Source organism: Arthrobacter sp. B1805 (assembly GCF_002929745.1).
Classification (GTDB): Bacteria; Actinomycetota; Actinomycetes; order Actinomycetales; family Micrococcaceae; genus Arthrobacter_D.
In genome coordinates, this window is the sequence record NZ_PJIQ01000002.1 from 156768 (window position 1) to 170777 (window position 14010).

Consider the following 14010-nt stretch of genomic DNA (forward strand, 5'->3'; position numbering starts at 1 on the left):
AGCTGAGTATCAGCACCCAATCAGGGGCAGACGCATCACGGAAGGTACCACCATGAGCGAGAATTCCAGCGACACCCCCACCGGCGATCCCGAGGAGCAGGGCGCGGAGGAGGCCGGCAAGCTCGAGGAGCAGGCAGCCGGCGGCTACGGCGGACCCGGCACCGAGGACGAGATCGCCCCCGATTTCGAGGCGGACAACGACGGCGGCTCCGACGACTGACGCATACCGGCCGGTTCTCGGACGGGGCAGGACCCACCGCTAGGGTGGTTGGATGACCACGCACGCGCACCGGCGTCCGCTCAGGATCGTTCTCGCACCGGATTCCCTCAAGGGCAGCCTCCCCGCAGCGGAGGCTGCCCTTGCCATGTCCGCAGGGGTCCACGCTGCGGCCTCGCGCCTCGGCCACCCCGAGCCGGCTGTCGTCCTGGCCCCGCTAGCGGACGGCGGGGAGGGAACCCTCGATGCGCTGCTCGCGGCCTGGGAGGTCGAGCCGCGGACCACGGAGTGCCACGACGCGGCCGGCCGTGCCCGCAGGGCGCGGTACGCCATCTCGCGGGTCCCCGCCACGGACCAGGAGGCGGCACCCGTGTCGGACCAGGGGCGCCAGGAGCGGCTGCCGGTACGTGGGGTGCTCGAAGCCGCGGAAGCCAACGGCCTGCCCCTGGTCGCGGACATTCCTCTCGACGCGCTCACGGCTACCAGTTACGGCGTCGGCGAGATCGCGGCACAACTCCTCGACGACGGCGCCGAGGAAATCCTGCTGTGTGTCGGCGGCTCGGCGTCCACGGATGGCGGGACCGGGCTGCTGTCCGCGCTCGGTGCCCGGTTCCTCGATGCGGACGGTGACGCCCTGCTGCCTGGTGGCGGAAGCCTCACTGCGCTGGCCTCGATCGACACCTCGAACCTGCACCCGCGAGCCCTCGACGTACGCTGGCGTATCGCCGTGGACGTCGACAATCCCCTGTGCGGACCGCGCGGTGCCGCTGCGGTCTTCGGGCCGCAGAAGGGCGCCACGCCGAACGACGTCGTCGTGCTCGATCACGCACTGTCCCACCTTTCCCGCGTCGTCGAGGAGCTGACCGGCGTCGCGATGGTGGACGTGCCCGGTGCCGGTGCCGCCGGCGGCCTGCCCGCGGTCCTCGTGCCGTTCCTCGGTGCGGAGATCGTGCCGGGCTCCGCTCTCGTGGCGGACGCCGTCGGGCTCGCGGGCGCGCTGGCCGAGGCCGACCTCGTGCTGACCGGTGAGGGCTCCTTCGACTCGCAGTCCCTGGGTGGCAAGGTGGTGCAGGCCGTCGTGGCGACCGCGCCCGACACCTGCGCCGTCGTCGTGATCGCCGGGCGCGTCCAGCTCTCGGCCGCACAGGTGCAGGACGCCGGGCTGGCGGGGGCGTTCTCCCTCGCAACGGGGCCCATGGCACTCGAGGAGCTCCTCCAGGGCGCCGCGTCACTGATGGAGGACGCCGCCGCACATGTCTACGGGGTGTTCGGTGCGACCGTTCCTCGTTAGACCGTGATCTCGCGCTTCAGAATAGAAGTCCGGGCGACGGCGCCGTTCGCGCAACAGGCCGACCCGCGGTATCGAGCGGCTGCACGGGGCTAGCGGACCGCGCCCATGCCCTTCCGGATGGCCGGCGCGGCTGCTATGAGGGCGCCGCCCAGGACGATCGCCGTGATGCCGCTGAAGGCGAAGTACGGCACCTCGTTCGCTTCCGAGTAGAAACCGGCAAGGAGGCCCGACACCGTGGTCCCGAGCGAGATGGACAGGAAGAACAGGGCAAGCATCTGGGTGCGGAACGCCTCGGGTGCCAGCTTGGTGGTCACGGACAGCCCGATCGGCGAGATGAAGAGCTCGGCCCAGGTGAACAGCAGCAGGATCCCGGCCAGGCCGATCAGCGGTGTGCTGTTGGCTCCGCCGCCCGCGAAGGGGATGAACGCGAGGAACGCGACGCCCATGACGATCAGCCCGAAGGAGAACTTCAGGGGAGAGGAGGGCTGGCGGCTGCCGAGCCGTGTCCACAGGGCGGCGAAGATCCCGGCGAAGATGATGATGAAGACGGGGTTGATGGACTGCACCATGCCCGGCGGCATCTCCCAGCCGAAGAGATTCCTGTCCAGTCGGCTCTCGGAATACAGCGCCACCACCGTGAACTGCTGCTGGAACAGCGACCAGAACGCGGCACTCGCGACGAAGAGCGGCATGAAGGAGTAGACCCGGCGCCGCTCCTCGGCCGTGACCCTGCTGCTCGAGAGGATGACGGCGAAGTAGGCGATGGTCGCCGCGATGGCGGTGTAGGCCATCACGCCGGCCAGGTTGCCGGCATCGAGGAGCCCGGTGGCCAGGACCACGCCGACGAGGAGGACGACGACGGCGGCGATCGCGATCCAGCGCGGGTAGGCCGACCGGGGCAGGGGGTTCTCGACGGTATGCGCCGCGGCCGGCAGGTTCTTGCGGGTCGCGGCGTACTGGAGGAGCCCGGCTGCCATGCCGACGGCGGCCAGCCCGAACCCGACGTGGAAGCCGTAGGTGTCCCAGGCCAGGTTGGTGAGCAGCGGTCCCATGAGGCCGCCGATGTTGATGCCCATGTAGAAGATGGAAAAGCCCGCGTCGCGGCGGTCGTCGCCGGGCGCGTAGAGCGTGCCGACGAGTGAGGACGCGTTGGCCTTCAGGCCGCCCGACCCGACCCCCACCATCACGAGGCCGACCGAGAGGCCGACGACGCCCGGCAGCAGGGCGAGGGCAACGTGCCCGCACATGATGATGATCGCGGAGTAGAACAGGACCCGCTCGCTACCGAGCACCCGGTCGGCCAGCCAGGCGCCGAGGATCGTCGAGAGGTAGACGCCACCGCCATAGGCTCCCACGAGGCCGGCGGCGGTGCCCGGATCGAGCGCCAGCCCTCCCTCGGCAAGGGAATAGGTCATGTAGAACAGCAGCAGAGCCTGCATGCCGTAGAACGAGAACCGCTCCCAGAGCTCGACGCTGAAGAGGTTCGCCAACATTCGCGGGTGGCCGAGGAACGTTCTTCCGCCGGAGTCGGCGGTCCGCTGGAGTGTACTCACTTACTCCATGGTGCCGCTCGGGCCGGCGGAGGCAAAATCGCTGCCGCCCGCCCGGAGGGCCTCGATCTGGGCGGTCGCGGCGAGGAGGTGCGCTTCCTCCCCGGGGCGTCCGATGAGCTGCACGCTCATCGACAGTCCGTCCGGGAGGTGCAGCGTGGGGACGGCCACCGCGGGAAGACCGCACACATTGACCATGGACGTGTAGGGCGAGTACTGGCATTGCCGCAGGTAGTCGGTGTCGCCGTCGGCGTCGGTGTACCACCCGATGGGGCGGGGGGTCATGGCCACCGCGGGGGTGAGCACCATGTCGTAGCGCGAGTACTGCTCGATCGTGCTCTGCTCGAACTGGCGCAGTACGTCGACGGCGCCCGCCAGTTGCGCCGCCGTGCGTCCCAGGGCCCTGCGGCGCAGCACGCGGGTGATGTCCGTCAGCCGGTCCTCCCGGTCCGCCGGTATCGGAGCGGTCGCAAGGCCTGCGGTCCAGACGAGCTGAAACGCGTCGTGGTAGCGCTCGTCGTACAGCAGGTCGGCGTCGACGACGTCGTGACCCGCGCCCTGCAGCAGCTGGATCCCCGCGTGGAGGGCGTCGGTCGCAGCGCTGTCCAGGCTGATGTCCATCGCGGACGAGAAGGGCGACACAGTACTGACCCCGATGCGGAAACGGCCTTCAGCGCGCAGAGCGGCGTCGGTGAAGGACCCCGGGTACCGTGAGGCGGCGCTCGTGGGCCGGTAGTTCGGTTCGGCCACGAGGGCGTCGAGGAGGAGTCCGGCGTCCACGGCGGAATGGGCGAGCGGTCCGGCGACGACGAACTGCCCGAGGTCGGCCTGCCCGGAGCCGGAGGGCACGCGCCCGCGGTTCGGCTTCAGGCCCACCAGGCCGGTCGCTGCTGCCGGGATGCGGATCGAACCTCCACCGTCGGTGCCCGGAGCGAACGGAACCATGCGGGCAGCCACCGCTGCTGCACTCCCGCCGGAGGACCCGGCAGGGCTGAGCCGGTGGTCGAGCGGGTTGCGGGCAGGTGGGGCGATGCGGTTCTCGCTGTAGCAGCTCAGCCCGAACTCGGGCACCTGGGTCTTGCCCAGGTTGATGGCGCCGGCGCGACGCAGGACGGCGGCGAGCGGCGCGTCCTCCGCGGCCACCGCGTGATCGAGCGCCGCCGTGCCGAGCGTGGTCCTGACTCCGGCGACATCGGTGAGGTCCTTGTGGGCAAGGGGAACCCCGTGCAGGGGACCGAGGGCCACCCCCGTGGAGCGCAGCCCGTCCGCGTGGTCCGCGGCACGCAGGGCGTCGTCGTGCGTCACCGTGAGGAACGAGCCGAGGCCCGGGTTGAGCGCGTCCACGCGCCGGAGGAAGTGCTCGGTGACCTCGCGCGCACTGACGGCACCTCGGGCCAGGGCGTCCCGGAGGGTGAGTGCGGAGAGTTCGTGCAGTTCGCTCAAGGGGCTTCCAGTCGCTGGGCGGGCAGGTCCGGGACCCGCCACGCCGTGGGCCCCCGACAACAACAAACACAACTATAGGAGCCGCTTCGAGGGGCCACCGGCAGCCGCGACCGTACGTAGCAATAGCGGGCCCGCGCCGGGGCGTGAAAAGCTAGGCGCATGAGTGAACCCCAGAACGTGCCGGTGACGGCTGTGCCCAGCGACGCGCGGATCCTCGACGTCCGCGAGGACTACGAGTGGGAGGCGGGCCACGTCGAGGGCGCGCTGCACATCCCGCTCGACCAGCTTCCGGCACGGCTCGCCGAGCTGGATCCCGACGAGGACCTGCACGTGGTCTGCCGCAGTGGCGGCCGGTCGCAGCGCGCAGCCGAGTGGCTCGAGGGCAACGGCTACACGGCCGTCAACGTGAGCGGCGGCATGGGCGCCTGGCTGGAGGCCGGCAAGCCGATGGTGTCCGAGACGGGCAGCGAGCCCACCGTCCTGTGACGCGTCCGGACACCTCCTCCTACGCCTATCTCGGGCCGGAGGGAACCTTCACGGAGGCCGCGCTGCTCCAGGTGCCCGGTGCCGATGCTGCCCGCCGGGTGCCGGCATCGACGGTCGGTGCGGCGCTGCACGCCGTCCGTTCGGGCGCAGTGGATGCTGCCATGGTGCCCATCGAGAACTCGGTGGAGGGCGGCGTCAGCGCAACGCTGGACGCCATCGCCGTCGGAGAGCCGTTGCGCATCCTCCGCGAGGAACTCGTGCCGATCACCTTCGTCCTCGCCGGTCGGCAGGGTTCGGCGCTCGGCGCCGTCCGACGTATCGCGACGCACGGCCATGCCTGGGCGCAGTGCCGCAACTGGGTCGACGCCCACGTCGCCGGAGTCGAGTACATCCCGGCGTCGTCGACCGCTGCCGCGGCCTTCGGGCTCGTCGACGGGGAGGACTCATATGAGGCCGCGATCTGCTCACCCCTGGTGGCCCGGCGGCTCGGGCTCGCCGTGCTGGCGTCGGACATCGGGGACGTCAGCGACGCCGTCACGCGGTTCATCCTCGTCGGCCGGCCGGATGCCCTGCCGCCGCGCACCGGAGCCGACAAGACGACCCTCGTGATCCCCCTGCCCGAGGACCACCCGGGCGCCCTGATGCAGATCCTCGATCAGTTCGCGGCCCGCGGCGTGAACCTCAGCCGCATCGAGTCCAGGCCCACGGGCCAATTCCTCGGCGACTACTTCTTCAGCGTGGACGCGGACGGCCACGTCGAGGACGCCCGTGTGGCCGATGCGCTCAAGGGACTTCACCGCATCAGCCCCGGGATCCGCTTCCTCGGGTCCTATGCACGCGCCGACCGCCGCACGCCCGCTGTCGAGCGTCACACATCGGACCACGCCTTCGGTTTGGCCGATGCGTGGCTCGGGCAGATCCTCGGGGGCCGCTGAACCGACGGTGCAGGGAGCGCTGAAAGCACAGTAGGCTTACTATCGAAGGTCCTCCTCCCATTCGAAGGCTGGTTCCACGATGGCTCGATTGCGCCGCAGCAACACGCGCAGGCCCGGTATCACGCGTCGGCGCCACGGTAAGGGCTTCAGCTACCGCGCTCCGAACGGCGAACTGCTGCGGGACCGCGACGAGCTGGAACGCATCAAGGACCTCGTCATCCCGCCGGCGTGGAAGGACGTCTGGATAGCGCCCTACCCCAACGGCCACGTCCAGGCCATCGGCACGGACGACGCCGGCAGGCGCCAGTACATGTACCACCCGGCATGGCGCGAGCAGAAGGACCGCGAGAAGTTCGACCGTGCCCTCGACTTCGGCGCCAAGCTGCCGAGTGCCCGCCGCGCCATCACCCAGCACCTCCGCAGCGACGGCCTGACGAGGGAACGCGCCTTCGCAGCCGCCCTCCGGATCGTCGACGCCGGAGCCCTCCGCATCGGTTCCACCCAGTACGCGGAAGCGAACGGCTCGTTCGGCGTGACCACTCTCCTCGTGGAGCACTGCATCGTCGAGGGGAACGTCATCACGTTCGACTTCCCTGGGAAGAGCGGCCAGCAGTGGGACACCCGGCTGGAGGACGAGGACCTCGCCAACGCGCTGCGGCCCATGATGGAGCGCGAGGACGCCGACACTGTCCTCGCCTACCTGACGGACGACGGCAAGTGGCACCACGTGGACGGCTCGCTGCTCAACGAATTCCTGCGACAGGTCACCGGCGGACCGTTCACGGCGAAGGACTTCCGGACGTGGCAGGCCACCGTCGTCGCGGCCATGGCGCTCGCCAAGGAGGATCTCAAGGCGACGAGCCGCACGGCGCGCCAGAAGGCCGTCAGTGCCACGATGAAGGCCGTCGCCGACCACCTCGGGAACACCCCGACGGTCGCCCGCAGCTCCTACGTGGACCCCCGGCTCGTCGACCGGTTCATGAGTGGCGAGGTCATCCCGATCACGACCTATTCGGCGTCGGAGAAGGCCGTGCAGGAACTCCTGCGCGACTGAGGCGCACATTTCAAACCATCCCGTTGGTCAGTACGCTGGCAGCGGGCGCCCAACGAGGAGCGCATCCTTCGACGAAAGGAAGCATCATGACCGAGAACGCTCATGGAGGACACATCGTGAACCCCAACGAGGGTGACGGCTCGACGTCGGATCCCAACTGGCAGGGTGACATCGGCGACCAGGGCAACGACATCCGTTTCGCCGAGGAGCAGGCCCTCATCAACCAGCAGGCCGGCCGGGCCGACCACGACGCGTCGGAGGTCGTCGACGACGGCGGGGAGGGGAACTACACCAGCAGCGAACCCTCCGGAGGCTCCGGCGGGTACACCTCCGCGCAGAGCCCGGCGGAAGAGGGCGAGTACACGGACAAGGACAAGCCGCTCGTCGACACGCCCGACGGCGAGGGCGACTACACGGACCGCGACCGCTAGGAGCGGCGCAGGAACCGCCGCCACCTGCCCTGGAGGTCCGACAGCGGCAGCACCGCGGTGGACCCCGATGGTCCGGGAGCCGACACCGGCACCCGGACCATCAGTGCGTCCGGGTCCACCCGGGCGGTCAGCGAGGTGATGGCTCCGGAAGGGTCTCCGTCGAGCTGCGTGGCGATCGGGTCAGCGGACCAGACCGTGACCTCCCGCGCACGGTAGTAGCTGATGACCGGTATCCCGCCGCGGTGGCGCAGGAGGATCTTCGCGGCCATCCAGGTCCAGCCGAGCAGGCTGCGGGGGCTGAGGACCACCACGTCCAGGTAGCCGTCGTCGATCACGGCGTCGGGCACGAAATCGACGCCCGCCGGGAGTTTCCCGCAGTTGGCCACCAGCAGGCTGCGGACCTTGCGGCTCTGGGGAGGCTGTCCGTCCAGGCTGATGGAGATGCGGCGTCGCCTGCCCGGCAGGTGGCGGACGCCGGCCTCGCTGTAGGCGAGCCAGCCGAATTTCTCCTTCAGGTCCTGCTTCGCGTCGGCCACGACGCTCGCGTCGAATCCGACGCCGCCCATGACCAGGAAGGGATAGTCCGAGATGACGTGGGTGCGGTCGTTGCGGAGGGTGATGCGCGCCATGTCGATGCGCCGCTCGTCGCCGTGCAGGGCGGACCGGAGGCATCCCGCGACGTCGTGGTAGGGCAGGCCGAGGTTGCGTACCAGCAGGTTTCCGGTGCCGAGTGGCAGCAGCCCGAGCGCGGCCGGCTTGTGCGCGAGGGCCTGCGCGACGGCGCGCACCGTTCCATCGCCTCCGGCCGCGATGACGACGTCGGCCCCGGCCGCCAGGGCCCGTTCCGCCTGGCCCGTCCCCGGATCCTCGATGGTGGTCTCGAGGACGAGGGGAGGCTCCCAGCCGGCGTCGGAGCAGGCCTGCTCGACGAGGGCGCGCGCACTGGCGGCCTGCAGCTTCGACGGGTTGAGGATGAGCGCCACACGCTGCGGCCCCTCGGCCACGGGTACCGGCTTGTGGAACGACGCCGTGGGCGTGCGCGTCTGCTGCAGCCGACGGACGGCCCAGTAACTCTGGATGGACGCGACGGCGGCGGACGCCGCAGCGGTCCCGGCGAGGAGTTTGCGGCGCATGGTCACCCACAATAGCTGGACCGTTCCCCCGCGCGGTCGTGTCCGCGGGTTTGGGTAGTCTTGTCGGTGTGATCGACGTCAACGACCTCCGCCTGAATCCCGAGCAGTTCCGAGCATCGCAGCGCGCACGCAGGGCGGACGAGTCGCTGGTGGACGCCGTCCTCGCGGCTGATGCCCGTCGGCGCGAGGCCGTGACCGCGTACGAAACGCTGCGCGCCGAACAGAACGCCTTCGGCAAGAAGGTGGCACAGGCCAAGGGCGAGGAGAAGCAGGCGCTCCTTGCGGACGTGAAGGAACTGGCGTCGTCCGTCAAGGCTGCGGCAGCGGCCTCCGAGGAGGCCAAGACGGAGCAGGAAGCGCTGCTGCGCAAACTCCCGAACCTCGTGCAGGAGGGTGTGCCAGAGGGCGGCGAGGACGACTACGTCGTGCTGCGGAAGGTCGGTACCCCGCGCGACTTCGCCGCGGAGGGATTTGAGCCCCGGGACCACCTCGAGATTGGCGAGCTCATCGGCGCGATCGACATGGAGCGCGGGGCGAAGGTCTCGGGCTCACGCTTCTACTTCCTGAAAGGCGTCGGTGCGCGCCTCGAGATCGCGCTGCTGCAGATGGCGCTGGACCAGGCGATCAAGGCGGACTTCATCCCGATGATCACGCCGACTCTCGTGCGACCCGAGACCATGCAGGGAACCGGCTTCGACATCGCGCACGACGCCGAGATCTACCGCCTGGAGGAGGACAACCTGTACCTGGTGGGCACCTCCGAGGTCGCTCTCGCCGGTTACCACTCGGACGAGATCATCGACCTCGGCAAGGGGCCCGTACGGTACGCGGGCTGGTCCTCCTGCTACCGCCGGGAGGCCGGCTCGCACGGCAAGGACACCCGTGGCATCATCCGGGTGCACCAGTTCAACAAGGTCGAGATGTTCACCTACACGACCGTCGAGGACGCGGCCGCGGAGCACGAGCGCATGCTCGCCTGGGAAGAGGAGATGCTCGCCAAGGTCGAGCTGCCGTACCGCGTCATCGACACGGCGGCAGGGGATCTCGGCATGTCCGCCGCACGGAAGTTCGACTGCGAGGCGTGGGTTCCGACGCAGGGCGACTACCGTGAGCTGACGTCGACGTCGAACTGCACCACCTTCCAGGCCCGGCGCCTGAACATCCGCGAACGCCAGGAGGGGGAGGGACAGAAGGGCACGCGGGCCGTCGCGACCCTCAACGGGACCCTCGCCACCACGCGCTGGATCGTCGCGATCCTCGAGCACCACCAGAATGCGGACGGCTCCGTCACGGTGCCGGTGGCGCTGCGGCCGTATCTTAACGGACTGGAAACCCTTCCGGTACTGTGAGCGCCGCCCTACCGGGGCGTCGGTGAGGTCTGGTTCACTGAGTCATGAGTACTTTGATCAATGCTGGCATCGATGACCAGCAGGACAACCGGAAACGCCATCTCATCGCCCTCGACGTCGACGGCACCCTCGTGGATCACGAGGGGAACATGACGGAGGAGGTACGCGACGCCGCGCGGGCCGTCATCGAAGCCGGGCACGACGTCATCATCGCCACGGGCAGGTCCCTCGGAGCGACGCTCCCCGTGATCGACCTGCTGGGCATCAGGCGCGGGTATGCCGTCTGCTCGAACGGCGGCGTCACCTTGAGGATCGACAGTTCGATGCCCGAGGGCTTCGAGGTCGTCGAGCGCGTCACCTTCGATCCGAAGCCCGCCCTCACCGCCCTGAGGGAGCGGTTGCCGGCGGCGAAGTACGCGCTCGAGGACGATCGTGGCAGGTTCCTGTGCACCGAGAGCTTCCAGGACGCGAGCTTCGGCTCCGAGGCGCAGAGCGTCGACTTCGAGGAGATGCTCGAGAGCCACGCCGTACGGGTCGTCGTCTTCAGCACGGACAGCTCCGCCGAGGAGTTCGGCGCCGCCGTGGCCTCCATCGGGCTGCACGGGGTCACCTACTCCGTCGGCTGGACCGCGTGGCTGGACATCGCGGCGCAGGGCGTCACGAAGGCCAGCGCCCTGGAGTCCCTGCGCACGAGGCTCGGAACGGACCGTGCCCTGACCGTCGCCGTCGGTGACGGCCGGAACGACATCGAGATGCTTCAGTGGGCCGGCCGCGGCGTGGCCATGGGGCAGGCGCCGGACGAAGTGCGGTCAGCCGCATCGGAGGTCACCGGAAGCGTGTACGACGACGGCGCCGCGAAGGTATTGCGGTCCCTCGTCTGACGTCGTTCCGTCAGGCCAGGGGGGGCGGCCTGGCGTTGTCTCGCCGTTCATTCCCTTGCAATGCCCTGCTCACGCGCTGCCGTGGTTGTTCGGCTCCGACTGGCTCGATGACGGCGCGACCAACAGCTGGAACGGCTGCATCGGCGGGACCCGCGTGGTCCAGCACCCGCTCGATGCCTCAAGGGGCTGACCGCGCGCGCCGATCTGGAGGAGTTCGCGGTGTCCTCTCGGCGTCCGACCTGCGTGCCGGTATCTCTCAGTAGGCCAGGCTGGCTTCGGGGAGGGAGGCGGGCCCGTACGCGAGATCCAGCAGGCGGGCCGCCGCGGGACGCGTCGCCCACTCCTCCATCCAGTGTGAGCGGACGGCGGCGCGGCTCACCGCCTGCGCGGTGATGCCCAGTTCCTGTGCGATGTATTTCTGCTGTCCGCGGGCACCGGGGGTCATCAGGTCGAGGACGTTCCATTCGGCGTCGGTGCGCGTGTAGACGATCTGTCCGAGCAGTCGGAGGACGGCCTCGGCCTCAGCGGCGATCTCGCTGTCGGGCCCTTCGACCGCGAGGGGAATGCGCTCGCCGGTCTTCTGGGCCCGGTTCACGGCTCTTCGCGCGTACACGAGGCCGTAGCCCTCCGCGTCGACGAGCCGCTCCGGCACCGGGGGGGTCAGCCCGCCGACGCCGATGCCCACGTGCCAGCGGCGGTAGCGGATGGCTCGCAGGGCGGCGTCCACCGCCGTCGACGCGGAGTCGACGACGCCCTGGACCTCGTCACCGACCGATCGCTGGAACGGCACCACGGTCGGCAGGTAGCGCAGGGCCTTGAGCAGATCGCCCACGAGGTCCCCGACCTCGCGCGAGTCGCGCTGGTTGATCGTCAGGACATAGTGCATGGCATCAGTATGGAGGCCCGAGGGCTCGAATCAACCGAAGTGCGTTGATTTCCACGCGCGTCCCTGCCTGCTCGGAGAGCGCTGGAGCTCCCGTCACCCCCTCGACGGACGGGACGACGGGAGCTCCTGTCGTGCTGGGGCTGCTAGCGGCCCTCGGGGGTTTCCGTGGCGTTCTTCGCGTCGACGTCGACGTCGCGGCCCTGCGGCTCGTCGTGGGCGCTGCCCTCGCCGATCTCCTTGAAGCGCTTGAGGGACGCCTCGATCTCGGCTTCGGCTTCCTCCCGACCTGCCCAGTCCGCGGCCTCGACCCACTTGCCCGGCTCGAGGTCCTTGTACTTGGTGAAGAAGTGCTTGATCTCGTCGAGCAGGTAATCCGAGACGTCGGACAGTTCCTGGATGTGATCGAAGCGGGGATCGACCGGCACGCAGAGGACCTTGGCGTCCCCGCCGCCGTCGTCGGTCATGTTGAAGACGCCGATGGGGCGCGACTCGACGAGGACCCCCGGGATGAGGTCGAAGTCCTGCAGCAGGACCAGTGCGTCCAGCGGGTCGCCGTCCTCGCCGAGTGTGTTCTCGAAGTAGCCGTAATGGGTGGGGTACTGCATCGCCGTGAACAGGACGCGGTCGAGGCGCAACCGGTGGGTCTCGTGGTCGATCTCGTACTTGACGCGCGATCCCTTCGGGATCTCGATGGTGACGTCGAGCTTCATGGCAACTCCTATGGGTAGGTCGATGGTCCGGTCGGCAGCCGGCGGCCGCGCCCTCCTGGGAGGGGGCGGCCGGCCGGTCTACTGTTAATCGTCAGCCCTAACATATCGGTCGGTCGCCGGTACAAGGGCATTCCCCGTGGTTTGAGTGCTGCTCGGCGATAGCTTGCGAAAGGACACCATGAAGCGCCCGCTCCGCCTGCTGACCGGTCTCCTGCTCGTCCTGGTCATGGCCGCGATCGCTGTACCCCTGGCCTCCCACCTCGCGCCGGCAGTCCTGGCAGCCGTCGACCCGGCGCCGCCGGCGCCTCCACCGGTCACGCCTGCGCCGCAGATTCCCCCGACGGCCGTCGCGGTGCCCGACGTCGTCACACCACTCTCGGCCTCGGCCCCGACACCGGACCCTGCGGTGCTGGGGGCGCAACTGGATGCGGTGCTGCAGATCCCCGGTCCGGGCACCTTCGCCGGGACGGTCATCGATTCGACCGACGGGAGCGTGCTCTACGCGAGGGAGGCCACCCGCCTGCAGCCTCCGGCGTCGAACATCAAACTGTTCACGGCCGTGGCGTCCATGACCTTCGGGCAGCCGGAGGAGACGCTGACGACGTCGGTGCTCGCCTCGGGGACCGATGCGCACGCCCTGTACCTGCGCGGCGGCGGTGATGTCCTCCTCGGTTCAGGTCTGTCGGACCCGGACGCCGTCGTGGGGCATGCGGGTCTCGGCACCCTCGCCGCGGAGACGGCCGCTGCCCTACCGGACGGTTCCGGCCCGTACACCGTGTACCTCGACGACACCCTCTTCGCCGGCGCAACCCTCAACCCGACGTGGGCCGAGGGTGATGTCGAAGCGGGCGAGATCGCGCCGCTGCACTCACTCGCCATCAATTCGGCCTGGATCGACGAGGGCCGGGCCGGAGGCCCCCGTTCCCAGGACGCAGGCCTCGACGCCGGCCGTACCTTTGCGGCTGCCCTGGTCACAGCCGCTGCCGAGCGTGGCATCGTCGTCCAGCCGGACGTGCGGCGCCAGGCGGCACCGGAAGGCACCGAACCCGTGGCAGCCGTCGAGTCGGCGCCGCTGCAGCACCAGGTGCGCCGGATGCTCGAGATCTCGGACAACTACCTGGCCGAGGCCCTCGCCCGCATCGCCGCCCTCGACAGCGGACGCCCGGCATCCTTCGGAGGAGCGACAGAAGCCCTGACCATCGCCGCCACGCGGCTCGGCGTGCCCGAGGAAGGGCTGATCGTGGGCGATGCCGCCGGTCTGTCCGTCCGCAACGCCGTCTCGCCCCATCAGCTCGCAGCGCTGCTGCGCGGCACGACCACATCGACCGACCCGGGGCTCGCCGCCGTCGCGCAATCGCTGCCCATCGCGGGGCTGACGGGCACGCTGGAGGAGCGCTTCACGCCCGACGCCGGGCCTGCGGCCGCCGGGGCGGGAACAGTGCGGGCGAAGACCGGGACGCTCAATGCCGTCACCGGACTCTCCGGGCACGTGGTCACGGCCGATGGCCGCCTGCTCGTGTTCTCGTTCCTCGCAGCGGGCCTCGAGGGCTCCACGATCGAGGCCAGGGCCGCTGCCGACGCTGCTGCGGCAGTCCTGGCACGGTGCGGCTGCCGCTAGCACCGTCACTGGCCTGTAAGCGCCGC

The 14010-nt window shown here is 69.8% G+C and carries 14 protein-coding genes; 9 read left to right on the forward strand and 5 right to left on the reverse strand.

Annotated elements, in window-relative coordinates; translation table 11 throughout:
* The first annotated feature begins 52 nt into the window (after positions 1-52).
* Together CXQ96_RS18310 and CXQ96_RS03375 are read left to right on the forward strand one after the other, a co-directional pair.
* The gene (locus tag CXQ96_RS18310) at positions 53-220 is read left to right on the forward strand and encodes a hypothetical protein (protein ID WP_181036337.1); all 168 of its coding nucleotides are present in this window, start codon (positions 53-55) and stop codon (positions 218-220) included.
* A 52-nt stretch (positions 221-272) separates the two neighbouring features.
* Positions 273-1508, forward strand: a complete 1236-nt coding sequence (locus tag CXQ96_RS03375; protein WP_104116621.1) for a glycerate kinase — start codon at positions 273-275, stop codon at positions 1506-1508.
* Positions 1509-1597: 89 nt separating this feature from the next.
* On the opposite strand, the gene CXQ96_RS03380 is transcribed toward CXQ96_RS03375, so the two are convergent.
* Both CXQ96_RS03380 and CXQ96_RS03385 read right to left on the reverse strand, forming a co-directional pair.
* Entirely contained in the window at positions 1598-3061 is a 1464-nt protein-coding gene (locus tag CXQ96_RS03380; protein WP_258058802.1) for a peptide MFS transporter, read from the reverse strand.
* Positions 3062-4501, reverse strand: a complete 1440-nt coding sequence (locus CXQ96_RS03385) for an amidase (RefSeq protein ID WP_104116622.1) — start codon at positions 4499-4501, stop codon at positions 3062-3064.
* Between the two features lie 159 nt (positions 4502-4660).
* Here CXQ96_RS03385 and CXQ96_RS03390 point away from each other — a divergent pair, with 159 nt between their 5' ends.
* The 4 genes from CXQ96_RS03390 (at position 4661) to CXQ96_RS03405 (ending at position 7407) form a co-directional block, all read left to right on the forward strand.
* Positions 4661-4987 (forward strand): rhodanese-like domain-containing protein, encoded by a 327-nt coding sequence (locus tag CXQ96_RS03390; RefSeq protein WP_104116623.1) that lies wholly within the window; start codon positions 4661-4663, stop codon positions 4985-4987.
* Complete coding sequence (gene pheA / locus CXQ96_RS03395; RefSeq protein WP_104116624.1) at positions 4984-5922, forward strand: prephenate dehydratase; 939 nt, start codon at positions 4984-4986, stop codon at positions 5920-5922. The genes CXQ96_RS03390 and pheA overlap by 4 nt, the downstream gene beginning before the upstream one ends.
* Before the next feature lie 79 nt (positions 5923-6001).
* Positions 6002-6976, forward strand: a complete 975-nt coding sequence (locus CXQ96_RS03400) for a DNA topoisomerase IB (RefSeq protein ID WP_104116625.1) — start codon at positions 6002-6004, stop codon at positions 6974-6976.
* Between the two features lie 86 nt (positions 6977-7062).
* Positions 7063-7407 carry a hypothetical protein gene (locus CXQ96_RS03405; RefSeq protein WP_104116626.1) on the forward strand — a complete coding sequence of 115 codons (345 nt, stop codon included), beginning with the start codon at positions 7063-7065 and terminating at the stop codon, positions 7405-7407.
* On the opposite strand, the gene CXQ96_RS03410 is transcribed toward CXQ96_RS03405, so the two are convergent.
* Positions 7404-8540, reverse strand: a complete 1137-nt coding sequence (locus tag CXQ96_RS03410; RefSeq protein WP_104116627.1) for a diacylglycerol kinase family protein — start codon at positions 8538-8540, stop codon at positions 7404-7406. The two genes, CXQ96_RS03405 and CXQ96_RS03410, sit on opposite strands and share 4 nt — an antisense overlap.
* A 68-nt stretch (positions 8541-8608) precedes the next feature.
* On the opposite strand from CXQ96_RS03410, the gene serS reads away from it, so the two are divergent.
* Positions 8609-9889, forward strand: a complete 1281-nt coding sequence (serS, locus tag CXQ96_RS03415) for a serine--tRNA ligase (RefSeq protein ID WP_104116628.1) — start codon at positions 8609-8611, stop codon at positions 9887-9889.
* A gap of 44 nt (positions 9890-9933) precedes the next feature.
* Positions 9934-10770, forward strand: a complete 837-nt coding sequence (locus tag CXQ96_RS03420; RefSeq protein ID WP_104116629.1) for an HAD family hydrolase — start codon at positions 9934-9936, stop codon at positions 10768-10770.
* A 256-nt stretch (positions 10771-11026) separates the two neighbouring features.
* Here CXQ96_RS03420 and CXQ96_RS03425 read toward each other — a convergent pair whose 3' ends face one another.
* Complete coding sequence (locus CXQ96_RS03425) at positions 11027-11656, reverse strand: hypothetical protein (RefSeq protein WP_104116630.1); 630 nt, start codon at positions 11654-11656, stop codon at positions 11027-11029.
* Between the two features lie 143 nt (positions 11657-11799).
* Positions 11800-12366, reverse strand: a complete 567-nt coding sequence (locus CXQ96_RS03430; RefSeq protein WP_104116631.1) for an inorganic diphosphatase — start codon at positions 12364-12366, stop codon at positions 11800-11802.
* Between the two features lie 178 nt (positions 12367-12544).
* Between CXQ96_RS03430 and dacB the strand changes: the two genes are divergently transcribed.
* The gene (dacB, locus tag CXQ96_RS03435; protein ID WP_258058804.1) at positions 12545-13984 is read left to right on the forward strand and encodes a D-alanyl-D-alanine carboxypeptidase/D-alanyl-D-alanine-endopeptidase; all 1440 of its coding nucleotides are present in this window, start codon (positions 12545-12547) and stop codon (positions 13982-13984) included.
* Positions 13985-14010: the final 26 nt, after the last annotated feature.

Bases quoted from the DNA above. Each gene is read 5' to 3' on its own strand.
- CXQ96_RS03410 (WP_104116627.1), bottom strand. From the start codon at position 8,540: ATGCGCCGCAAACTCCTCGCCGGGACCGCTGCGGCGTCCGCCGCCGTC.
- CXQ96_RS03390 (WP_104116623.1), top strand. From the start codon at position 4,661: ATGAGTGAACCCCAGAACGTGCCGGTGACGGCTGTGCCCAGCGACGCG.
- CXQ96_RS18310 (WP_181036337.1), top strand. From the start codon at position 53: ATGAGCGAGAATTCCAGCGACACCCCCACCGGCGATCCCGAGGAGCAG.
- CXQ96_RS03405 (WP_104116626.1), top strand. From the start codon at position 7,063: ATGACCGAGAACGCTCATGGAGGACACATCGTGAACCCCAACGAGGGT.
- CXQ96_RS03425 (WP_104116630.1), bottom strand. From the start codon at position 11,656: ATGCACTATGTCCTGACGATCAACCAGCGCGACTCGCGCGAGGTCGGG.
- CXQ96_RS03400 (WP_104116625.1), top strand. From the start codon at position 6,002: ATGGCTCGATTGCGCCGCAGCAACACGCGCAGGCCCGGTATCACGCGT.
- dacB (WP_258058804.1), top strand. From the start codon at position 12,545: ATGAAGCGCCCGCTCCGCCTGCTGACCGGTCTCCTGCTCGTCCTGGTC.
- CXQ96_RS03420 (WP_104116629.1), top strand. From the start codon at position 9,934: ATGAGTACTTTGATCAATGCTGGCATCGATGACCAGCAGGACAACCGG.
- CXQ96_RS03375 (WP_104116621.1), top strand. From the start codon at position 273: ATGACCACGCACGCGCACCGGCGTCCGCTCAGGATCGTTCTCGCACCG.
- CXQ96_RS03430 (WP_104116631.1), bottom strand. From the start codon at position 12,366: ATGAAGCTCGACGTCACCATCGAGATCCCGAAGGGATCGCGCGTCAAG.